This window comes from Nonomuraea zeae (genome assembly GCF_005889725.1).
In the GTDB taxonomy this organism is placed as follows: domain Bacteria; phylum Actinomycetota; class Actinomycetes; order Streptosporangiales; family Streptosporangiaceae; genus Nonomuraea; species Nonomuraea zeae.
In genome coordinates this window covers 1-19,380 of sequence record NZ_VCKX01000080.1, presented here as the reverse complement: position 1 = coordinate 19,380, position 19,380 = coordinate 1, and the positions used below count along the sequence as shown (strand labels likewise).

The window sequence follows — 19,380 nt, the reverse complement described above, 5'->3', positions numbered from 1 at the left end:
CTCCGTGGTCTTGGGGACAATCACAGCTTCGCACGAGGCTGCTTATGACGCGAAACCGGCCTCGACCTTGCTCTGCGGCGTGGCGGGGACCTCCAGCCTCCTGCCCGGCATCGCCACCAGCGCCACCAGGGCGATCAAGGCCCCCACGACCCCGAGCGCCGGGATGACCGCGGCGGCCGCCGAGGCGTGCGCGGCGGCCAGGCCGTGCACGGGCGCCTCGGCCGTGACCGTCGAGGTGTAGAGGGTGCCGCCGATCGCCAGCGCGACCGAGCCGCCGATCTGCCGGAAGAAGGTGAGGTTCGCCGAGGCGGTGCCGATGTACTGGGGCTCGACCGACTGCTGCGCGGCCACCGTCAGCCCGGACAGCATCGGCCCCATCCCGAGCCCCAGCAGCAGCATCCAGCCCGCGAGCACCACACCGGAGGTGCCGAGGGTCAGGTTGGCGCAGAGCAGGGCGCCGGCGGCGAGCAGGAACGGCGCGACGACGAGCCACGGCTTGTAGAGCTTGGTCCTGGACATGAGCGCGCCCATGAGGACGCTGCCGGCCACCATCGCCAGCGTCATCGGGTAGATCCGCAGCCCGGACTCGGTGGCGCTGACCCCCAGGGCCTCCTGGAAGTAGCGCGGCAGGAAGACGACTCCGGCGTACATGCAGAAGGCCGTGCTGAACGAGGTCAGGCTCACCAGGGTGTACGTGCGGTTGCCGAACAGGTGCATGGGCATGATCGGGCTGGCCGCACGCCTCTCGACCAGCACGAACACCACCAGCAACGCCGCCGCGAGCGCGATCGGCCCGGCCACGGTCACGTCGGTCCAGGTGTGGCCGTCGAGCCCCTTCTCCGTCAGTCCCAGCAGCAGCGCGCTGATGGCCACGGTGAACACCGCGATGCCCGCGTAGTCGGGCCGGCCGCCGCCGCCCACGCCCGGCCGATTCGGCAGGCGCAGCACGACGATGGCGATCAGGGCCAGGCCGAGCGGCACGTTCACGTAGAAGGCCCAGCGCCAGCTCGCGTGGTCGGTGAACAGGCCGCCGAGGAACGGCCCCGCCAGGTACGTCAACCCCATCACGCCGCCGAGCGCCCCCTGGACGCGGGCGCCGTTCGAGCCGGGCGGGAACATCTCCATCACCAGCGCGATCGACAGCGGCAGCAGCGCGCCCGCGCCGAGCCCCTGGATCGCGCGGAAGGCGATGAGCTGCACCATGTCCTGCGCGACCCCGCACAGCGCCGAGCCGCCCACGAACACGATCATCCCGATGAGCAGCAACGGCTTGCGGCCGTGCTGGTCGGACAGCCTGCCGTAGAGCGGCACGGTCACCGTGGAGGTGAGCAGATAGGCCGTCACCACCCAGGTGTAAAGGGTGGTGCCGCCCAGCTCGGCCGTGATGCGCGGCAGCGCCGTGCCGACGATCGTCTGGTCGAGCATCGCCAGGAACATCCCGCCGAGCACGGCGAGGAGCACGAGTCCGTTGCCTCGCGGCTTCATGTCATTAGTCACATGTGAAGATTGATATGTAAGTCTCGACATGTCAAGTCTTCGATATACTCGCGGGCATGTCCCTGCGGATCGCGTTGCTCGGGCTGCTGTCGGGTGTGGGCCCGGCGAGCGGCTATGACCTGGCCAAGAAGTTCGAGCACTCGCTCAATCACGTCTGGCAGGCCGGGCACACGCAGATCTACCCGGAGCTGGTGAAGATGGCCGCCGACGGGCTCGTCTCGGCGGAGTCGGAGGGCCCGCGGGGGCGCAAGCTCTACACGATCACGCCGGCGGGCGCTCAGGAGCTGCACACGTGGCTGGTGGAGCACCCGCCCGTGGCGACCGTGCGCAACGAGGTGGCGCTCCAGGCGTTCCTGCTCCCGCTGCTCGGCAAGGACGACGCGATCGCGGCGGTGGAGCGGATCAGGGACGGCTACCAGGCCCGGCTGGCGGTGCTGGAGTGCCTGACCGAGCCCGGGTTCGGCAAATACGCGCGGGCGCTGGGCCTGCGGCAGGTCCGCAGCGGCATCGAATGGGCCGACGAGACCCTCGCCGACCTCAAACGCGACTGACCGTCGCGCCGCCGCCCCTGCCGGGCGCGGCGCGGCCACCCGGCCCGTGCGCGGCCCGCTTGTCCACGGTCGTCACGAACACCCCGCCGGGCCGCAGCACGCGGGCGGCCTCCGCGATCACCGGGCGGGCGTCGTCGAGCAGGTGCAGCCCGCGCCGGGCCAGCTCCCCTGGTCACCAGCCCGGTGCCGCAGGCCACGTCGAGCAGCGTGCCGCCGGGCACCAGGCCGCGCACGGCGTCGGCGGCCGCCTCGGCACGCTCGGGCCCGCCGCGGGTCTCGTCGTAGCGGCCGGCCTCGAGGTCGTAGTCGAGCACGGGCCGAACCTCCGAAGGTCTGACGGCGCCGACAGCCAAGATACGCCGCCGGTCGCGGGCCGGAGGTAAAGGGGAACCGTTCCGTTCCTGGTGTTGCGTTGGAATGGCCCCGGAAATGAAACCCGGCATGACGGTCAAACCCCCGGTCACGCGATGAGTCTCCTGGGACGCGATCTGGCGCTCGATCTGGGCGGCGCGAGCACGCGGATCTACATCAGAGGCAAGGGCATCGTGCTCGACGAGCCCTCGGTCATCGTGCGCGACCTCCGCACGGGCAAGGTCATCGGGTACGGCGCCGACGCGGCCGGCGGCACGGGCGGCGAGACGTGCTGGCCGGTCAGCGGCGGGCTGCCGGTGGACGGCGAGCTGGCCAGGCGCATGATCCGGCATTTCATCCGCAAGGTGCACTGGCATCCGTTCTCCAGGCCGCGCATGGTCATGGCGCTGCCCGACGACTCCACCCCGATCGAGCGCAAGGCGCTGCGCGAGGTGGCGTACGACGCGGACGCCAGGGGGATCGTGATGATCCCGCACGCGCTGGCGGCGGCGCTCGGCGCGGGACTGGCGGTCAAGGACTGCGCCGGGCACATGGTGATCGACATCGGCCGCGACTCCACCAGGATCGCGGTGCTGTCGGGCGAGTCCGTGGTGGCCACCACGACGGTGCCGGGCGGCGGCCACGCCATGGACCGGGCGATCGTGCGCCTGGTCGAATCCGAGTACGGGCTGCTGATCGACGAGGGCGAGGCCGAGTCGGCCAAGCTCCGGGCGGGCACCGAGTGGAAGCCGCTGGACCGCCACGTGACCGTGCACGGCCACGATCCGGAAACCGGGCGCGAGCGTTCAGTGCCGCTGCCCGTACAGGGGATCTACGAGGCGACCAGGCAACCGGTCGAGGCCATCGTGCGGGCGGCGGTGGAGACCGTGGAGCGCTGCCCCGCCGAGCTGACCGCCGACCTCGGGGAGCGCGGCGCGGTGCTGGTGGGGGGTGGCGCGCTGCTGCGCGGGCTCGGGCGGCGGCTGCGGGCCGAGCTGTGCATGCCGGTACGCAGGTCCGAGCGGCCGCTGGAGTCCCTGGCCCTCGGGCTCGGCCGATGCATGGAGAACCTCGGGCTGACGGCGAAGCTCCGCCGGCGATGACCGCCGGCCTCCCGTTTGCCGGCCTCCCGTTCGCCGGCGGGGACCTGCTCTACGCGGGGGTCACGCTCACCGACGGGGACCTGTTCGACGCCGGGGTCTCGCTCGCCGACAAGGCTTTCCGGACCATCGCCGTCTACCTCGCGGTGGCGGCCCTGCTGCGGATCGCCGGCAAGCGCGGCATCGCCCAGCTCAACAACTTCGACCTGGTGGTCATGCTGCTGATGAGCAACGTCGTGCAGAACGCGATCATCGGCCCGGACAACTCCCTGGTCGGCGGGCTCGCGGGGCTGGTGGTCCTGATGGCGTTCAACGCGGTCGTGGTGCGGGTGGCCGCGGCGGTCCCGATGGTCGCCAAGATCGTCGAAGGCCGCCCGATCGTGCTGGCCCGCGACGGGCACTACCTCACGTCGGCGCTGCGGCGGCTGGGCCTGCGGCGGGCCGACGTGGACGTGACGATCCAGCTCAGGGGCGGCTCGACGGTGGCCGACACGACCCTCGTCCGGCTGGAGCCGGGCGGTGCGATGCTCGTCCGGCTGCGCCCGGAGGAGGAGAACGCCGAGCGGGGCGACGTGGACGAGCTGCACGCCCGGCTCGACCGCATCGAACGCAAGCTCGACGAGCTGGGCGGGGGCTCCCGGTGACGGGTCGCGGCATCGGCTCCTAGACCGCGCCGAGCTGGGCGCGGACCGAGCCCCAGTCCTGGTACTGGCGGTCCTCGATGACGAGGCCCCGCTCGTCGAAGACGAGCACCTTGACGTACGAGAGCTCGAAGCGGCGGCCGGTGGCCGGGATCAGCGTGCTGCCGAACAGGCGGAACTCCCCCGCCGAGCCGCCCTGCCCGAGCACCTCCGTGATCACCGTGTTGCCATCTATGTAGACGTGCCGCACCACCTCCGAAAAATCGGGAAACGCGGTGAAAGTAGCAATGTTCCAGAGCATCGTCTGCTCAAGATCGAGCGGCACCCCGATGCCCGGATCGAACGTGTAGCCGTCGGCGCACGTCGCGCGCCACGCGTCCCACCGCTGGCCGCTCCAGGCCTGCTGGACGGCCCGCTGCAACTCTCGTAAGTCGGTCATGCCCGGCACCTTAGCAACCGAACGGTCGTAAACTAAAGGGCCGGAGCGACGCGCTCGACAGCTAAGCGCGTGATGGCATTTCTGTGCTTTTTATGTGATTTGACCGAAAGTCAGTCATGATCTCAGATACAGTCCGATCGTGCGCGCCCGCCGTCACATTGTTTCCGCGGTGCTCTTCTGTACCGCGGCGATGACGGCCTGCGCGACCGTGACCGGGCCGCCCACCCTCCAGGACGCCGCCAGGCAGCTCGACACCGACGCGGACAGCCTGATCGAAGCGGTCGAGCTGGGCCTGTCGGCCATCGAGCGGGTGGACGACGACTCGTGCGTGCCCGGCCAGGTGCGCCGGTTCTTCCGGGCCGAGAGCGAGCAGGCCGGCGCCTCCACCGGGTTGCTGGACCGCCTCCAGGCCATGGGCTACACGAAGGTGGTCGACGACCTGGACCTGCGCGACGACGAGCCGGACGTGTCCGTGCTGCGCAATCCGGAGACGCGGCTGACGTTCGAGCTGACCGTGCTCGCCGGGGAGAAGCCCGGCGTCCGCGTCGTCGGCAAGACGACCTGCTACGCCATCCAGGAGACGGCGGCGGCCCAGCAGTGAGCCGCGGCGGCCCAGCGGTGACGGCGCGGCAGCGAGCGGTGACGGCTCAGCAGCGAGCGGTGACGGCGCGCGCCCCGATGAGCGCGCGCGTCCGGGAAGAGACCGCTAGGGCGTCGAGAGCGCCTCGGTCGGGGACAGGCGTGCGGCGCGGATGGCCGGATAGAGCCCCGCCACGGCGCCGATGATCAGCGTCGCCACGAGCCCGCCCATCGTGGCCCAGAGCGGCACCACGGACGGCCAGCCGCTGTAGTACGCGTATCCCGTGGTGACACCGGTCCCGAGGAGGATCCCGCCGGCCCCGCCCATCGCGGACAGCAGCAGCGACTCCGCCAGGAACTGGGTGCGGATCTGCCCCCTGGTCGCGCCCAGCGAGCGGCGCAGGCCGATCTCCGCACGGCGTTCCAGGACCGAGATGACCATCGTGTTGGCCACCCCGACCCCGCCCACGAGCAGGGCCACCGCGCCCACGCCCAGCAGGAGGCTGGTGAAGGCCTGGCTGGTCGCCTGCTTGGCGGCCAGCGCGTCGGACGGCCGGGAGACGTCCACCTCGTTCGGCGCCTCGGGATTGGCCGTGCTGGCCAGCACCCCGCGTACGGACTCCAGCCTGGCCTCCTCCGCGCGGGTGTAGAGCGTGGTCGGATGCCCGTCGAAGCCGAGCCGCTGCTCCGCCACCGGCCAGCCGACCAGCACGCCGGCGTCCAGGTCGGTGGCCAGCGCCACCGGGTTGAGCACGCCGACGACGGTGAACCTGACACCGCCGACGATCACCTGCGTGTCCGGCCCGGCCGAGCCGATGCCGAGCCGCTGGGCGGCCGAGGAGCCGATGACGGCGGCCGGGTAGCGTTCGGTGGCGGCGTTGAGCCAGGTCCCGCTGCGCAGGGTCGCGCCCACGGTGGCGGGCAGGTCGAGGCGGGCGGCGTAGGTGTTGATGCCGCCGGTCTGGGCCTCGGGGATCTGCTCGGAGCGGTAGACCTTGGCCTCGCCCACCTTCCCGATCGACGAGACCGCCTCCACCGGCCCGATCCGCTCGATCATCGCCTCCGCGTCCACCGGCATCTGGGCGGCCTCGCCCATGAGCGTGGTGCCCGACGAGATGGTGAGCAGGTTGGTGCCCAGCGCGGAGAGCTGGCGGTCGAGCTCGGCGCCCGACGAGGACGAGAGCCCGACCACGCCGACCATGGCCGCGATGCCGATGGCGATGCCCAGCGCGGACAGGAACGCCCGCAGCGGCCGGGTGCGCAGGCCGATCGCGCCGACCCGCATCACGTCGCGCGGACGCATCCGGGCCGGGGCCGGCTTGGGCCGCTCCACCTCGATGACGGCCATCATGACACTCCGGATTCCAGGGGTTGGGGCCATGGCTCACGCCGGGCCTGCGAGTCCGAGATGATCTCGCCGTCGCGCATGCTCACCTGACGGGGCAGGCTGGCGGCGATCTCCCGGTCGTGCGTGATGATCACGATGGTGGTGCCGCCGGCGTTCAGCTCGTGCAGCAGCTCCATCACCCCTGTCCCCGACACCGAGTCCAGGGCTCCGGTCGGTTCGTCGGCCAGGAGCAGCGGCGGGTCGCCCGCCACCGCCCTGGCGATGGCCACCCGTTGCCGCTCGCCGCCGGACAGCTCGTGCGGCTCGTGGTCCATGCGGTGCCCGAGCCCCACCCTCTCCAGCGCCGCCGCCGCGCGGCGGCGGCGCTCCGACCTGCTCAGACCGGTGTAGATGAGGCCGTCGGCCACGTTGTCCAGCGCCGGAATCTTCGCCGCGAGGTGGAACGACTGGAAGACGAACCCGATCGTGGTGGCCCGCAGCGCCGAGAGCTGCCCGTCGGACAGCTTCGACACGTTGTACCCGTCGATGTGAATCGTTCCCGTGGACGGCCGGTCGAGGGTGCCGACGACGTTGAGCATCGTCGACTTGCCCGAGCCGGACGGCCCCACGATGGCGACCAGCTCGCCGTGCTGGATCTGCAGCGACACCGACCTCAGCGCGGCCACCCCGCCGGGGTACGTCCTGGACACGTCCGTCAGCGCGATCATCGGGTACGCCGTCATTTCGGCATCCCCACGGTCATGCCCTCGGTGAGCCCGTCACCGGTGACCTCGACCCGGCCGCCGGCGAACAGTCCCGTCTCGACCGCGACGTACCGGGAGCTGCCGCCTTCGATGACCTCCAGGCCGAACCCGCCCTCCTTCAGCGCCACCAGCGCCGCGACCGGCACGGTCAGGACGTTCGGCCGCTTGGAGGCCGTGAACGTCACGTCCACCGCCGCCTTGTCGAGCCCCTTGGCCGACTTGCTGTCGCCGATCGAGACCAGCGCCTCCACGCGGGTCTCCGGGTCGGCGTTCTGCCCGTCGCCGGGCTCGATGACGGTCGCGACCTCGGTGATCTTCCCCTTCACGCTCTTGCCGTCGGGCAGCGTGACCTCGACCTTGGCGCCCTTCTTCGCCATCCGCTGGTCCTCGGCTTCGAGCTTGACCGTGACCACCTTGGACGTGCCGGTGTAGGTGAGGATCTTCTGGCCGGGGCTGGCCGGCTGGCCCTCCTCCGCCTCCAGGCTCTCCACCCGGATCTTGCCCGGGGCGAAGACGACGCGGCCCAGCTCGACCACGCCGGTCTCGTCCAGGCCGCGGTCCTCCTGCCATTCCTTGACCGCCTGCGCCGTGTCCCAGGTGAACTCGTCGTCGACGGTGAAGCCGTCGTAGCCGAGCTTGCGGAGGTTGCGTTCCAGGCTCTCGACGTCCTTGCCCTCCGAGCCGACCTTGAGGTCGCGGTAGGCGGGCGTGGAGCCGTACATGAGCATGACCGGCTCGTTGTCCACCCGGTACAGCGACCTGCCGCGGGTGATCTGTGCGCCGCTGTCGGGCAGCCAGGTGATCGTGCCGGGCGTCCTGTTCATAGCAGTGCTCACCGGGCCGTAGCCGAGCTCGCCGTCGGCGTCCCTGGTGTCGTTCAGGGTCTGCTTGGTCACCGTGGTGGTGGCGGGCGGCAGCGCACTGGCCGACCGGGTGGGGCCGGAGCCGCCCTCCAGCAGGCCCGCGCTGCTCACGGCGACGAACCCGCCGCCCGCGACCGCCACCGCGAACAGTAGCCCGGCCACCAGTTTGCCCCGCCCGCGGCGGCGTCGCCTGGCGGGTGTCGCGTCCGGGGCGGCCTTGCCGTCAATGGTGCTTACGCCCATCAAAGACCTCCCATACCGGCGTCGGCGAGCTCCTTCTGGCACTTCTCCTGGGCCGACTTGAAGTCGGGGTCCTCGCCGACGTCACCGGTGATGCGCATGGCGCCGCCCTCGGGGTCGGGGTAGTTCTCCACGCCGTTGTCACGCATGCACTGGGCGACCTTGCGCAGGTTCTCGGCCATCTTGGGGTCGCCGCCGCCCTGCCGCACCCCGCTCGGGGCGTACTGCTTGCAGGCCTCCTGGGCCTTGTCCATCGTCTCCTTGGGGGTGTTCTTGTCGAGCTTCATCATGATGCCCTTGCCGGGCTCGGGGTCGGCCATGTCGATCCCGTTCTCGCGCATGCACTGGGCGAACTTGAGCGACTTCTGGTACGGGTCTTCGCTCGGGGCGGCACTGGCCGCGGCCTTGTCTCCGGTGCCGCTCACCGACACCACGTCCTTGCCCGGGTCGTCCGAGCCGCAGCCCGACAGGAACAGGGTGGCTGCGATCGACGCCGCGATCAGCGCGCTGAGGACTCGTCCTCGCATGAAACATCTCCTCCGTCGGATGAACCTCGTTCGAGAGGAGATGCAATAGGGACCGCTGTTTCCTCAGCGTTTCCGTCCGCGGCTTACTTTCACCAAATGCTCCCTGCGCGACACTCGGTCCTGTAGCCGGACGAAGGGCCTGAGATACGCCATGCGGGTGTTAGTGGTGGAAGACGAGCGGATGCTCGCCGACGCGATCGCCGAATGGCTGCGCGAGGAGACCCACGCGGTCGATCTGGCACACGACGGCGAGGCCGCGCTGGAGCGGATCGCGGTGAACGACTACGACGTGGTCGTGCTGGATCGCGACCTGCCACGCCTGCACGGCGACGAGGTGTGCAGGGAGCTGGTCGCCTCGGAGTGCGACGCCCGGGTGCTGATGCTCACGGCCGCCGCCCAGCTCGACGACCGGGTGACCGGGCTGTCCATGGGGGCCGACGACTACCTGCCGAAGCCGTTCGCGTTCCCCGAGCTGGCCGCGCGCGTCCTGGCGCTCGGGCGGCGCTCGCGGCCCGCCGTGCCGCCCGTGCTGCGCAGGTCCGGGATCACGCTCGACCCCGCTCGGCGGGAGGTGTTCAGGAACGGGCGGTTCGTACCGCTGTCGAAGAAGGAGTTCGCGGTGCTCACCGAGCTGATGCGGGTGAACGGCAGCGTCGTCTCGGCCGAGCAGCTCCTGGAGAAGGCGTGGGACGAGCACGCGGATCCCTTCACGGGCGCGGTCCGCCTGACCATTCTCAAGCTGCGCCGCAAGCTCGCCGATCCGCCGATCGTGGAGACCGTGCCCGGAGTGGGGTACCGGATCCCATGAAGAGCCGGTTCGCGGGGGTGCGCCCGCAGCCCACGTTGCGGCTGCGGCTCACGCTCGTGTACGGGGCCGTCTTCTTCCTGGCGGGGCTGACGCTGCTCGGCGTCACCTACGTCCTGTTCAACCAGCAGCTGACGGACACCTTCGAGCAACGCTTCGGCGCGGAGCCCGGCAAGACCAAGCAGATGATCTTCAAGGTCGACGGCGTGACGCTCACGGGCGACGACGCGATGGAGTGGATGCGGCAGCAGGAGCTGGCGTTGCGCAGCGGCGCCCGCACCTCGCTGATCACTCAGGGCGTGATCGCGCTCGTCGTGGTCGGCGGCGCGGCGTCGGGGCTCGGCTGGGTGGTCGCGGGCCGGGTGCTCGCTCCCCTGCACCAGGTGACCGCCACGGCCCGCAAGATCGCCGCCGCGCCCATGGCCGACCGCGGGCTGCACGAGCGGATCGCGCTGGACGGGCCCCGGGACGAGGTCAAGGAGCTGGCCGACACCTTCGACACCATGGTCGAGCGGCTCGACCACTCCTTCGACGGGCAGCGCAGGTTCGTCGCCAACGCCTCCCACGAGCTGCGCACGCCGCTGACGCTGAACCGGGCGCTGGTCGAGCTGGCCATGCACCGCCGCTCCGCCTCCCCCGACGTCAAGGAGCTGGGCGAGAGCCTGCTGGACATCAACGCCCGCCACGAACGCCTCATCTCCGGCCTGCTGCTGCTGGCCAGGTCCGAGCAGGAGATCGCGGACCGGTCGCCGGTGGACCTGGCCGACGTGGTGACCCACGTGGTCGCGCACGCGGACGCCGGGAAGACCACCGTGTACGAGGTCGCCGAGCCGGCGCCGACCACCGGGGACGCGCTGCTGCTCGAACGGCTGGTGCACAACCTGGTGGAGAACGGCATCCGCTACAACCTCGACGACGGCACCGGGTGGGTGCGGGTCGTCAGCCGTACCGTGTCGGAGGGGAAGGTCGAGGTGGAGGTCAGCAACACCGGGCCGGTCGTGCCGCCGTACGACGTCCCGATGCTCTTCAAGCCCTTCCACCGGCACGCGGCCGTACGCGTGGTCACGGCCAGCAGCGCGGGCCTCGGCCTGTCGATCGTGCAGTCGGTGGCGATCGCGCACGGCGGCACCGTCCGGGCGCGGCCGCGTGAGGGCGGCGGGCTGGTCGTGACGGCCTCGCTGCCGCGCGACCGGGACCGCTTCGACGACCGGCCCCTGCCGCTTTGAGGCCGCTCCCTATATATAGGGGTGTGGCACCGCATATCCAGCGGGGTGTGGCGTGGCGCCACCGGATCTACCGGGGTGTGGCGCCACCGGGCTCGAATGCCTCATGGAGCTCGGCGAGCGCGGCCATCTCTGTGACGAACCCGAACCGGCCCGCCCGCATCTGCCGGGCGCCGTCCAGGAACGAGCGCAGCGCCAGCCGGGACAGCGCGCCTCCGATGCTCACCCGGCGCACGCCGATCTCGGCCAGCTGCTCCAGCGTGATCGCCGGGTCCGCGAAGCCCATCACGACGTTGACCGGCCTGCCGACGGACGAGACGACCGCGCGCATCTGGTCGAGGGTGCGCAGCCCGGGGGCGTACAGGACGTCCGCGCCTGCGGCCTCGAACGCCTGCAGCCGCCTGATGGTGTCGTCGAGGCCGGCCACGCCGTACAGGAGGTTCTCGGCCCTGGCGGTCAGCACGAGCGGGACGGGCAGCCCGCGCGTCGCCTCGACGGCGGCGTGCACCCGCTCGACCGCGAGCCCGAAGTCGTAGATCGGCGTGCGGGGGTCGCCGGAGGCGTCCTCGATGGACGCCCCGGCCACGCCGCACGCGCAGGCGTCCTCGATCATCTTGGCCGCTTCCGCGGGCTCGTGGGCGAAGCCGTTCTCCAGATCGGCGTTGACGGGGAGCTCCGTCGCCTCGCTGATGACGCGGCAGTTGTCGAGGACGTCCTGCCGGCCGGCCCGCGTGCGGCCGAGGACGTTGGCGACGCCGAGACTGGTGGTGGCGAGGGCCTCGAAACCGAGGCCGGCCAGCAGCCGTGCCGTGCCCGCGTCCCAGGGGTTGGGCAGCAGGAAGGGCTCCGGCCGCTCGTGAAGGGCGCGGAAGCGAGCCGCCTTGGCCGGCTGATCCGTCATGATGCGCTCCGCTCGTCGGCGTGATGTCCCCTCGACCTTGGCCGCACTCTCGGTAATCAGTCAAATGCATAGATGGGATGAGCCGCATCAGGAATACTGATGGATGTGACGGTCGAGGAGGTCGAGGCGTTCGTCTGCATCGCCCAGCTGGGCGGGTTCACGGAGGCGTCCAGGAGACTGAACCGGTCCCAGCCCGCGATCAGCCGCCGGATCCGCGAGCTGGAGCGGTCGCTGGGCGCGCCGCTGTTCGAGCGGGCCGGACGCCGGGTGACGCTGACCGAGGCGGGCCGGACGCTCCTGCCGTACGCGGAGGCCGTCCTCGCGACGATCCGCGACGGCGAGCGGGCCGTACGAGACCTGTCGAACGAGCCCGGCGGCGCGCGGACGCTCAGCGTCGCCATCGTCGGCACCCTGGCCGACTCGCATCTCGTCGGCGCGCTGCGCAGGTTCGAGTCGGAGCTCCCGGAGGTCTCCGTCGAGCTGCGGACCGCGACGAGCCGTGAGGTGAGCGCGCTCGTGCGCGGCGGCGAGGCATCCCTGGGCCTTCGCTACTTCCCCGACGACGACCCCAAGCTGGAGTCGATCCCGCTCGGCACCGAGCGGCTCCTGGTCGTGGTGCCCGCCGCGCACCCGGTCTCCGCCCGCCGCCTGCCGGACCTGCGTGCGCTGCGGGACGAGCGGTGGCTCGCCTTCCCGCACCAGCGGGGCCAGTCCGGCTCCCTCAGTCTCCTGCTCGAACGCGAGCTGCCCGCGGGCGGTCCCGCGATCACCCGGATCGACAGCCTCACCGCGCAGAAGAGGCTGGTCGAGGCCGGTCTCGGCGTCGCGCTCATGCCTGCCAGCAGCGTCCGCGAGGAGCTGCGCATCGGCAGCCTGCGGGCGATCGAGGTCGAGAGCCTGGACGCGGGCCTGCCCGTGGTCGCCGTCCGCCGGCGGCGCGGATACCAGAGCCGGCCGGCGACGGCCTTCCTGACAATGCTGAAGGAGCACACGCCCGGCCTGCGCGGCTGATTTAAGGTCCTTCTAGCGAGCGATGTGCATGGTGGAGGAGAGCGATGAACGTCTACACGCGGCCCCAGCTCTGGTGGCGGGCCGCCATGGTCGCCGTCGGCGTGCTGGGACTGCTCACCGGCAGCCATCGCATCGTCTTCTACACGAGCCAGAGCAACATCATCGTGCTCGGTTACTACGCGGGCGTCCTGTACTGGATGGTCCGGCGCGGCACGACCGACCCCGCCGCGCCACGCCTGCGCGGAGCGGTCACCCTGTGGATCCTGATCACGGGGCTGGTCGCGCATTTCGTGACCAACCATGGCGAGAATCCGCTGCCCGGCCTGCTGGACGGCGATCCGGCGGCCCTGCTCGCCAATCGATCGACCTTCCTGCTCCACTACGTGGTGCCGGTGATGGCGCTGGTGGACTGGCTCGCGTTCGGGCCGCACCGCGTGGTGCGCTGGCGCGATCTGCCGTTATGGCTGTGCTTTCCCCTCGGGTACGGGTTGTCCTCCGTGGCGCGGGCGATCGCGTTCCCCGAGGTCCCGAACCGGTACCCGTACTTCTTCCTCGACCCGACCGAGCACGGCTACGGGTGGGTCGCGCTGTGGCTCGTCCTGCTCGGCCTCGGCTTCGCCGCGCTGGGCGCGCTGGTCATCGGCCTGGACCGCCTGGCGTCCCTGCGCCCCCGCGCCGCGGCCCCGGCGACCGCCTCTTCCGGCTGAGGATCACGCCGGCGATCGGCGCGGTACGGTCGGCATACGGGCGCCAGGCCCCCGGCGCCGGGCTTCCCGGCATGGGGGCTTCCCGGCATGGGGGCTTGCCAGCCCTGGACGGGACCGGCGATGGGTTACGGAGTCGAGTCCGGCTCATACGGTACGGACTCTTGGACGCGGCACACGGATGAGGAGCGGCGGATGACGGCGGAGCCGATCGTGGTGGTGGGCGCGACGGGCAAGGTCGGCCGGCGGATCACCACCAGGCTGCGGGAGCGCGGCCTGGACGTCCGCCCGGCCTCGCGCAGGGGCCCGACGCGCTTCGACTGGTACGACCCCGCCACGTGGGCCCCGGCCGTCAGCGGGGCGTCGGCCGCCTTCCTGATCGACTCCCAGGGCGCCGACGCGCCGGCCCAGTTGCGCGCGTTCGGCGAGGTCGCCTCGGCCCATGGAGTGCGGCGGCTGGTGCTGCTGTCGTCCCGCGACTGGGCGACCTCCGGCGGAGAGGAGTCCCTCGCCAGCGAGCGCGCCGTCCAGGAGTCCGGCGCGGGGTGGACGATCCTCCGGCCCACCTGGTTCGGCCAGAACTTCAGCGAGGACCCGCTCCTGTCCGACCCCATCATGGCGGGCGAGGTCGTGCTGCCCACCGGTGACGGGGTCGAGCCGTTCATCGACGCCGAGGACATCGCCGACGTCGCGGTGGCCACGCTCGTCGAGCCCGGCCACGCGGAGCAGATCTACGAGCTGTCGGGGCCACGGCTGCTGTCCTTCGGCACGGCGGTGGCCGAGATCGCTCGCGCCAGCGGGCGCGACATCGCCTACCTCCCCGTCTCCCCGGACGAGTACGCCGCCCACCTGGCCGGGCGCGGGGAGGAGGGCGAGCACGTGGAGCTGCTGAACACGTTGTTCGGCTGGATCAGGGACGGGCACAACGCCCACCTGTCCGACGGCGTGCGACGCGTCCTGGGCCGCGAGCCGCGCGACTTCACCGACTACGTCAGGGCCACGGCCGCCAGCGGCGTCTGGACTCCCTGACCCGCTCCCGTGTCGTCCTCCGAGGGCGCGGGCTTGTCGCGATTTGTCGATCAGCTGCTGAGAACCTTGGCCTCCCGTCCGTGGACGATCAGGGCGTACAGGATGAGCACGTCGACGGCGATGACCGCCAGCGACCACCACGGGTTGACCGAGATCCAGGTGAGCTGCGTCATCGCGTTGAGCATCACCAGGATGACCGCGACCACCCTGGCCCAGGCCTGGCCGACGCTCACCGCGAATCCGGCGACGAACAGCACGATGCCGAACACCAGATGGGCCCAGCCCCATCCCCCCACGTCGAAGAACAGCAGCCGGTTCGGCATCCGGACGTATATGTCGCTGTTGAGAACCGCGTACAGGCCGCTGATGACGTTGAACACGCCGGACATGATCATGAGCAGGCCGGCGAACCACACCCAGCCGACCCAGCCCGTCACGTGCTTGGTCTGATAAGCCATGCTCGAACCCCCTCCTTCACTTCACGGACGGACCCGTGAAGGGCCGATCTCCTTCAGGGACCGCCATCAAGATCATTGCGTCCCAGAAAGGAAAGATCTGCCATAAAACGGCACTTCCCTCGCACGGGCCACGCCAATGCCACAAAAGCCCAAAACCTTCCCGAGGGCCGGGATATCCGGACGCTTTGGACCCCTGGCGCGGGGGCGCTCACCGGCTCAGCGTCGCACTCCCCGGAGGGCGTTGAGGGCATCGCTCACGCCGACGACATCCTCGGCGGCAGCGGCGTCGGCGGCGTCCTTGGCTTCTCCGGCGTCGGCGTCGGCGTCGGCGTCGGCGTCTGGTCCGGGGACGGGAACGGGGACGGAGCCCGGGACGGGGACGGAGCCCGGGACGGGGACGGCGTATCCGGTGGAAGGGGCGTCGTGGAGGTGCCATACCGGGGGCAGTAAGAGGGTGGCGGCGCCGATGAGCACCGCCACCACGGCGCTGGCGGCCAGCACGGGGCCGGTGCCGAACGCGGCCGCCGCCGGACCGGCCAGCCCCATGCCGAGCGGTGCTGCCACGAGCGCGCCGATCGTGGTCACGGACGTCGCACGGGCGACGAAGCTCTCGGGCAGATTTCGCTGGACGGCTGTGGTCTGGAGCACGTTGTAGACGACCAGTTGCAGGCCGGCCGCCACCCCCGCCGGGATCAGCTGCCAGACGCCGGCAGGCAGCGCGAGCAGAGCAGGCAGCGGGACGGTCAGGAACGCGAACGCCACTGCTGCGGCCATCGGGCGGGAGGGCCGCCAGCGAGCGCTGACGAAGCCCCCGGCGAGACCGCCGACGGCGTAGGAGATGCCGATGGCCGACCAGGCTGGAGCGCCGCCGAGGTGCTGGTCCGCGACATAGGGGCCCAGGACCAGCATCGGGGAGACCACGAGCAGGTTCACGCCTGCGGCATGGATGGTCCAGATCCACAACCAGGAGCGCCTGCGCACCTCCGCCAGCCCGCCGCCGATGCTCGCCAGGAGCCCGCTGCCCGACTGCGGCCGCTCCACTGCGACTGCTCGGGGTAGCCGGTAGAGGAAGGCCGCGCTCACGAGGAACGTCAGCGCGTCGATCAGCACGGCCCAGCCCGGGCCGACCAAGGCCACCAGTGCCCCGGCCGCGCCCAGGGCCAGCATCGACGCGGTACTCCGCGAGATGGAGACGAGGGAGTTGGCCGCTTGCAGACGCCCCCGGCCGGCCAGCGAGGCGATCAACCCCGTTGCGGCCGGATTGAAGAAGGCGGACCCCGCTCCGGCGGCGAGTTGGAGAAGCACCAGCATCCAGACCTGTGCGGTGCCCGTGAGCAGCAGCGCCGCCGTGATGCCGTGGGCCAGGAACCGGGCGATGTCGGCGAGCAGCATGACGGTCCGGCGCGAGAAGCGGTCGCCGATCGCGCCGCCGAGGAGGGTCAGCGCGATGACGGGCAGGCGGGTGCTCAGCACCACGATCCCAAGGTCGATCGGCGATCCCGTCAGGTGCAGGACGGCGAAGGCCATCGCGAGGGGTGTGAGGGAGTCTCCGAACGCGGATGCGGTCTGGCCCACGTAGTAGCGGCGGAAGTCTCGGACCGTCAGTGGCGAGAACATCGTCGCGATCGAGCTCACAGGCCGGGCCGCCTTCCGCCGACTGGCTGGGTGGTGGGGTGATCCGTGGCTACCTTGCCAGGCCCCACCGACAATCTGCCGCAGCCCGGTCGGGCTGACGGTCCCCCGGCCACCCCCGAGCGGCGTCCACTCGGGGGCAGGTCCGCTCAGGGGCAGGTCCGCCTGAAGACGGCGTCTGTCCGGAGGCGACGTCCATCTGGAGGCGACGCCCACCCGAAGACGACGCCCACCGGGGCTGAGCCCTTGTGGGGGTTCGGCCCGGGGGTGGGTGGTCAGCGGTCGCGGACGTAGTAGTGGCCGAGGGTGTCGTCGTACCGGCCGGTTCGGCGGCAGCAGCGGCGGAAAGCGCCGTCCAGAGCCGCAGGGGCACGGGTCGTCGCCGCCGAGCTTCTCGATCAGCTCCTTGTCCTGCCCGACGTGCCGGTCGCCGCGCTTGACGTGCGTCTCGCTAGAGGGAACCCCCGGCGGCGTTTGCTGGTCGGCTCAAAAGGACATCTCGTCGCGGTCCATGGCGGGCCTCCTCGGGTCCGTGGTCAACCGGCTCAGGTTAGAGGGTGTCCGATCGGCCGCGCGATCGGTTTTCCGGCCCCCGCGCGTGGCTCTGTGGCCGTCCGCGTGTAGTGGGAGTCGACCGCGTCCTGTCCGGTGTAGTTGGGCCCGGCCTGGTCGTTCGCGCCGAGATAGCGGTACGGGAGATCGACGGCGCCCCCGCCCACCCGGCTGATCCTGCGGGTACGTCCGTCGTACGCCAGGCCCTGGGCACGCAGGGCGGCCGTCAGGGGGCGGCCCGCCGGACCGCCGTTCTCCAGGCGGATGCTGCGGACGTCGAAGTTCGCGACGAAGAGGCCGCCTGCCGCGAGCCAGCCGGCGATCCTCGCCAGGACGCCCAGCTTGTCGCCCACGTAGTGCAGGCCGTGCACGCAGGTGATGAGGTCGAAGCCCGCGTGCTCGGGAGCCCAGGTGGTGACCGAGCCGGTGAACAGGCTGAGGCGCGGCGGTCTCGGCGGGCAGGCGAAGAAGTCGACCAGGTCCACGCCGACGATCTCGGCGTCGTCACCCAGCAGGGTGGTGGCCTCGTTGAGGGCGTTGGCCGTGCCGCAGCACAGGTCCAGCCAGCGGGCCGGCCGGTGCGGGGCGGCGGCGGCGCGGAGCCGACCGACGATGTCGATGCCGAGCTCGCGGTCGTAGCTGGGGAGGCGGCGTTCGCGGTTCATGAGGCGGTTGGCCACGACGGAGGACTCTTCCAGCTCGTCATCCGTGGTCAGGGGCACGGTCTCGTCCTTTCCGGCCTGCCGGGGCGAGCGGCGGAAGGTTTCCTACGGCTAGGTAACTTCACTACAAATGCGGAAATGAGTCGCTATCGTACGTAAAGATCCGTCGCACCCGTCTCAGGAGTCACTCTCTCATGGCGCATGTCGAACCGCTGCGGGAGGACGATCCGGCGACGGTAGGGGCATATCGCTTGCTCGGCCGTCTCGGCGCGGGCGGCCAAGGGATCGTCTATCTCGGGCAGGGGCCCGACGGGCGGCCGGTCGCGGTCAAGGTGCTGCGGGACAGCGCGGGGTTCGACGACCGGTTCGCGAAGGAGATCGAGGCGGCTCGGCGGGTGGAGCCGTTCTGCATCGCACAGGTGCTGGACGCGTCGCTCGGGCGGCAGCCGTACATCGTGACCGAGTACGTCGAGGGGCCCTCGCTGCAGCAGGCGGGCCGCCACACGGGAGCTGACCTGCAGCGGCTGGCCGTCGCCACCGCCACCGCGCTGGCCGCCATCCATCAGGCGGGGGTCGTGCACCGGGACTTCAAGCCCGCGAACGTCCTGCTCGGCCCCGGCGGGCCCCGCGTGATCGACTTCGGCATCGCCAGGGCTGCGGACGCGGCTGCCACGGTGACGAGCAGCATCGTCGGCACGCCTGCTTACATGGCCCCCGAGCAACTGGCCGGGGAGGCCGTGGGGCCGGCGGCGGATGTGTTCGCCTGGGCCTCGGTCATGGTGTGGGCCGGTACGGAGACGCCGCCGTTCGGGCACGACACGTTGCCGGCGATCATCAACCGCATCCTGCACAACGAGCCACAGCTTGGGGATCTACCGCATCCGTTGCGGTCGATCGTGTACGCGTGCCTGGCCAAGGATCCTCGTGCCCGGCCGTCGATGCGCGACGTGCTCCTGCGGCTGCTGGGGGGAGCGGGTCCGGCACCGCAGGCATCGCAAGCACCGCAGGCCCCGCAGATGGGTGCCGGCCCAGGGGCGCGATACGAGGCTGGGCAGTGGGCAGGACACGGGGCTGGGCAAGGGGCTCCCCACGGCATTGGGCAGGGGGCGCCGCCGATGCCGGTCCGCGGTGGGCCCCCTCACGGGGCGCCCGTGCCCGGTCAGTGGCCGGGGCCGGTGCCTGGTCCTGGGGCAGTGCCTGGGGCGAGGGCGAACGGGTCCGGGTCGATCGGCGTGCCCGTAGCCGCCGGTGTGGCGGGCGTCGTCGTGGCGGCCCTCGTCGGAGGTGTCGTCTGGCTCGCCCCCTGGTCCGACGATCCGACCTCGGCCTCGCTGGCCGCCCTCTCCCCCAGCCCGTCCGCGCAGGTCACGCAGCGGCCGACCACGACGTCGACCGCGCGCAAGCCCACCCACAAGCCCACCGGCAAACCCACGCGGAAGTCCACGCCCAAGCCCACGCAGGAAACCACGTCCTCGCCCGCCCCCACCCGCTCCTGTGTCTTATACACATCTCCGAGCCCACGAG

At 71.3% G+C, this 19,380-nt stretch carries 21 protein-coding genes; 10 read left to right on the top strand and 11 right to left on the bottom strand.

All coding sequences use genetic code 11. The features are described 5' to 3' along the window. Nucleotides 1-42: 42 nt before the first annotated feature. Nucleotides 43-1,497, bottom strand: a complete 1,455-nt coding sequence (locus ETD85_RS25095; protein WP_240779405.1) for an MDR family MFS transporter — start codon at nucleotides 1,495-1,497, stop codon at nucleotides 43-45. A 56-nt stretch (nucleotides 1,498-1,553) separates the two neighbouring features. On the opposite strand from ETD85_RS25095, the gene ETD85_RS25090 reads away from it, so the two are divergent. Further along, nucleotides 1,554-2,048, top strand: coding sequence for a PadR family transcriptional regulator (locus ETD85_RS25090; RefSeq protein WP_138692231.1), 495 nt, complete (start codon nucleotides 1,554-1,556; stop codon nucleotides 2,046-2,048). Here the strand turns inward: ETD85_RS25090 and ETD85_RS64785 are convergent. Beyond that, entirely contained in the window at nucleotides 2,035-2,190 is a 156-nt protein-coding gene (locus ETD85_RS64785) for a hypothetical protein (protein ID WP_338087176.1), read from the bottom strand. The genes ETD85_RS25090 and ETD85_RS64785 overlap by 14 nt on opposite strands. 325 nt (nucleotides 2,191-2,515) lie before the next feature. On the opposite strand from ETD85_RS64785, the gene ETD85_RS25080 reads away from it, so the two are divergent. Together ETD85_RS25080 and ETD85_RS25075 are read left to right on the top strand one after the other, a co-directional pair. Continuing rightward, a complete protein-coding gene (locus tag ETD85_RS25080; RefSeq protein WP_138692230.1) occupies nucleotides 2,516-3,502 on the top strand; it encodes a rod shape-determining protein in 987 nt (328 codons plus the stop codon). Then, nucleotides 3,499-4,143 (top strand): DUF421 domain-containing protein, encoded by a 645-nt coding sequence (locus ETD85_RS25075; RefSeq protein WP_240779404.1) that lies wholly within the window; start codon nucleotides 3,499-3,501, stop codon nucleotides 4,141-4,143. Before ETD85_RS25080 ends, ETD85_RS25075 begins: the two co-directional genes overlap by 4 nt. Nucleotides 4,144-4,162: 19 nt before the next feature. Here ETD85_RS25075 and ETD85_RS25070 read toward each other — a convergent pair whose 3' ends face one another. After that, nucleotides 4,163-4,579 carry an ester cyclase gene (locus ETD85_RS25070; RefSeq protein WP_138692229.1) on the bottom strand — a complete coding sequence of 139 codons (417 nt, stop codon included), beginning with the start codon at nucleotides 4,577-4,579 and terminating at the stop codon, nucleotides 4,163-4,165. 169 nt (nucleotides 4,580-4,748) lie between these two features. Between ETD85_RS25070 and ETD85_RS25065 the strand changes: the two genes are divergently transcribed. After that, the gene (locus ETD85_RS25065; RefSeq protein ID WP_138692228.1) at nucleotides 4,749-5,180 is read left to right on the top strand and encodes a hypothetical protein; all 432 of its coding nucleotides are present in this window, start codon (nucleotides 4,749-4,751) and stop codon (nucleotides 5,178-5,180) included. Nucleotides 5,181-5,285: 105 nt separating this feature from the next. Here the strand turns inward: ETD85_RS25065 and ETD85_RS25060 are convergent, their stop codons facing one another. The 4 genes from ETD85_RS25060 to ETD85_RS25045 are packed head-to-tail and all read right to left on the bottom strand — an operon-like array spanning nucleotide 5,286 to nucleotide 8,879. Further along, a complete protein-coding gene (locus tag ETD85_RS25060; RefSeq protein ID WP_240779403.1) occupies nucleotides 5,286-6,509 on the bottom strand; it encodes an ABC transporter permease in 1,224 nt (407 codons plus the stop codon). After that, entirely contained in the window at nucleotides 6,506-7,228 is a 723-nt protein-coding gene (locus tag ETD85_RS25055) for an ABC transporter ATP-binding protein (protein ID WP_276617273.1), read from the bottom strand. Before ETD85_RS25055 ends, ETD85_RS25060 begins: the two co-directional genes overlap by 4 nt. Then, nucleotides 7,225-8,355, bottom strand: a complete 1,131-nt coding sequence (locus tag ETD85_RS25050; RefSeq protein WP_138692227.1) for an efflux RND transporter periplasmic adaptor subunit — start codon at nucleotides 8,353-8,355, stop codon at nucleotides 7,225-7,227. The genes ETD85_RS25055 and ETD85_RS25050 overlap by 4 nt, the downstream gene beginning before the upstream one ends. Beyond that, nucleotides 8,355-8,879, bottom strand: a complete 525-nt coding sequence (locus tag ETD85_RS25045) for a hypothetical protein (protein ID WP_138692226.1) — start codon at nucleotides 8,877-8,879, stop codon at nucleotides 8,355-8,357. Before ETD85_RS25045 ends, ETD85_RS25050 begins: the two co-directional genes overlap by 1 nt. 151 nt (nucleotides 8,880-9,030) lie before the next feature. On the opposite strand from ETD85_RS25045, the gene ETD85_RS25040 reads away from it, so the two are divergent. Next, nucleotides 9,031-9,687: a response regulator transcription factor gene (locus ETD85_RS25040; RefSeq protein ID WP_138692225.1), complete on the top strand. Its 657-nt coding sequence runs from the start codon at nucleotides 9,031-9,033 to the stop codon at nucleotides 9,685-9,687. After that, nucleotides 9,684-10,910 carry a sensor histidine kinase gene (locus tag ETD85_RS25035; RefSeq protein ID WP_138692224.1) on the top strand — a complete coding sequence of 409 codons (1,227 nt, stop codon included), beginning with the start codon at nucleotides 9,684-9,686 and terminating at the stop codon, nucleotides 10,908-10,910. Before ETD85_RS25040 ends, ETD85_RS25035 begins: the two co-directional genes overlap by 4 nt. 67 nt (nucleotides 10,911-10,977) lie before the next feature. Here the strand turns inward: ETD85_RS25035 and ETD85_RS25030 are convergent, their stop codons facing one another. Continuing rightward, nucleotides 10,978-11,808 (bottom strand): isocitrate lyase/PEP mutase family protein, encoded by an 831-nt coding sequence (locus ETD85_RS25030; protein ID WP_138692223.1) that lies wholly within the window; start codon nucleotides 11,806-11,808, stop codon nucleotides 10,978-10,980. 99 nt (nucleotides 11,809-11,907) lie between these two features. Between ETD85_RS25030 and ETD85_RS25025 the strand changes: the two genes are divergently transcribed. The 3 genes from ETD85_RS25025 (at nucleotide 11,908) to ETD85_RS25015 (ending at nucleotide 14,552) form a co-directional block, all read left to right on the top strand. Continuing rightward, nucleotides 11,908-12,819, top strand: a complete 912-nt coding sequence (locus ETD85_RS25025) for a LysR family transcriptional regulator (RefSeq protein ID WP_138692222.1) — start codon at nucleotides 11,908-11,910, stop codon at nucleotides 12,817-12,819. Between the two features lie 44 nt (nucleotides 12,820-12,863). Further along, nucleotides 12,864-13,526: a Pr6Pr family membrane protein gene (locus tag ETD85_RS25020; protein ID WP_138692221.1), complete on the top strand. Its 663-nt coding sequence runs from the start codon at nucleotides 12,864-12,866 to the stop codon at nucleotides 13,524-13,526. A gap of 192 nt (nucleotides 13,527-13,718) precedes the next feature. After that, on the top strand, nucleotides 13,719-14,552 hold the full coding sequence (locus tag ETD85_RS25015; RefSeq protein ID WP_138692220.1) for an NAD(P)H-binding protein: 834 nt from the start codon (nucleotides 13,719-13,721) through the stop codon (nucleotides 14,550-14,552). Between the two features lie 50 nt (nucleotides 14,553-14,602). On the opposite strand, the gene ETD85_RS25010 is transcribed toward ETD85_RS25015, so the two are convergent. The 3 genes from ETD85_RS25010 to ETD85_RS25000 all read right to left on the bottom strand — a co-directional run bounded on the left by ETD85_RS25010 (nucleotide 14,603) and on the right by ETD85_RS25000 (nucleotide 17,916). Beyond that, nucleotides 14,603-15,010, bottom strand: coding sequence for a DUF7144 family membrane protein (locus tag ETD85_RS25010; RefSeq protein ID WP_138692219.1), 408 nt, complete (start codon nucleotides 15,008-15,010; stop codon nucleotides 14,603-14,605). 216 nt (nucleotides 15,011-15,226) lie between these two features. Beyond that, nucleotides 15,227-16,645: an MFS transporter gene (locus ETD85_RS25005; RefSeq protein WP_138692218.1), complete on the bottom strand. Its 1,419-nt coding sequence runs from the start codon at nucleotides 16,643-16,645 to the stop codon at nucleotides 15,227-15,229. A gap of 542 nt (nucleotides 16,646-17,187) precedes the next feature. Then, entirely contained in the window at nucleotides 17,188-17,916 is a 729-nt protein-coding gene (locus tag ETD85_RS25000; RefSeq protein WP_240779402.1) for a class I SAM-dependent methyltransferase, read from the bottom strand. A 134-nt stretch (nucleotides 17,917-18,050) separates the two neighbouring features. On the opposite strand from ETD85_RS25000, the gene ETD85_RS24995 reads away from it, so the two are divergent. Beyond that, nucleotides 18,051-19,380, top strand: a 1,330-nt coding sequence (locus ETD85_RS24995) for a serine/threonine-protein kinase (protein ID WP_138692217.1), incomplete at its 3' end; no start/stop codon positions are given.

What these genes read in the sequence shown, in the direction of transcription:
- ETD85_RS25080 (WP_138692230.1), top strand. Translation starts at nt 2,516, where the DNA reads ATGAGTCTCCTGGGACGCGATCTGGCGCTCGATCTGGGCGGCGCGAGC.
- ETD85_RS25030 (WP_138692223.1), bottom strand. Translation starts at nt 11,808, where the DNA reads ATGACGGATCAGCCGGCCAAGGCGGCTCGCTTCCGCGCCCTTCACGAG.
- ETD85_RS25075 (WP_240779404.1), top strand. Translation starts at nt 3,499, where the DNA reads ATGACCGCCGGCCTCCCGTTTGCCGGCCTCCCGTTCGCCGGCGGGGAC.
- ETD85_RS25045 (WP_138692226.1), bottom strand. Translation starts at nt 8,879, where the DNA reads ATGCGAGGACGAGTCCTCAGCGCGCTGATCGCGGCGTCGATCGCAGCC.
- ETD85_RS25060 (WP_240779403.1), bottom strand. Translation starts at nt 6,509, where the DNA reads ATGATGGCCGTCATCGAGGTGGAGCGGCCCAAGCCGGCCCCGGCCCGG.
- ETD85_RS25050 (WP_138692227.1), bottom strand. Translation starts at nt 8,355, where the DNA reads ATGGGCGTAAGCACCATTGACGGCAAGGCCGCCCCGGACGCGACACCC.
- ETD85_RS25010 (WP_138692219.1), bottom strand. Translation starts at nt 15,010, where the DNA reads ATGGCTTATCAGACCAAGCACGTGACGGGCTGGGTCGGCTGGGTGTGG.
- ETD85_RS25020 (WP_138692221.1), top strand. Translation starts at nt 12,864, where the DNA reads ATGAACGTCTACACGCGGCCCCAGCTCTGGTGGCGGGCCGCCATGGTC.
- ETD85_RS25040 (WP_138692225.1), top strand. Translation starts at nt 9,031, where the DNA reads ATGCGGGTGTTAGTGGTGGAAGACGAGCGGATGCTCGCCGACGCGATC.
- ETD85_RS25035 (WP_138692224.1), top strand. Translation starts at nt 9,684, where the DNA reads ATGAAGAGCCGGTTCGCGGGGGTGCGCCCGCAGCCCACGTTGCGGCTG.
- ETD85_RS25090 (WP_138692231.1), top strand. Translation starts at nt 1,554, where the DNA reads ATGTCCCTGCGGATCGCGTTGCTCGGGCTGCTGTCGGGTGTGGGCCCG.
- ETD85_RS25015 (WP_138692220.1), top strand. Translation starts at nt 13,719, where the DNA reads ATGACGGCGGAGCCGATCGTGGTGGTGGGCGCGACGGGCAAGGTCGGC.
- ETD85_RS25055 (WP_276617273.1), bottom strand. Translation starts at nt 7,228, where the DNA reads ATGACGGCGTACCCGATGATCGCGCTGACGGACGTGTCCAGGACGTAC.
- ETD85_RS25025 (WP_138692222.1), top strand. Translation starts at nt 11,908, where the DNA reads ATGGATGTGACGGTCGAGGAGGTCGAGGCGTTCGTCTGCATCGCCCAG.
- ETD85_RS25070 (WP_138692229.1), bottom strand. Translation starts at nt 4,579, where the DNA reads ATGACCGACTTACGAGAGTTGCAGCGGGCCGTCCAGCAGGCCTGGAGC.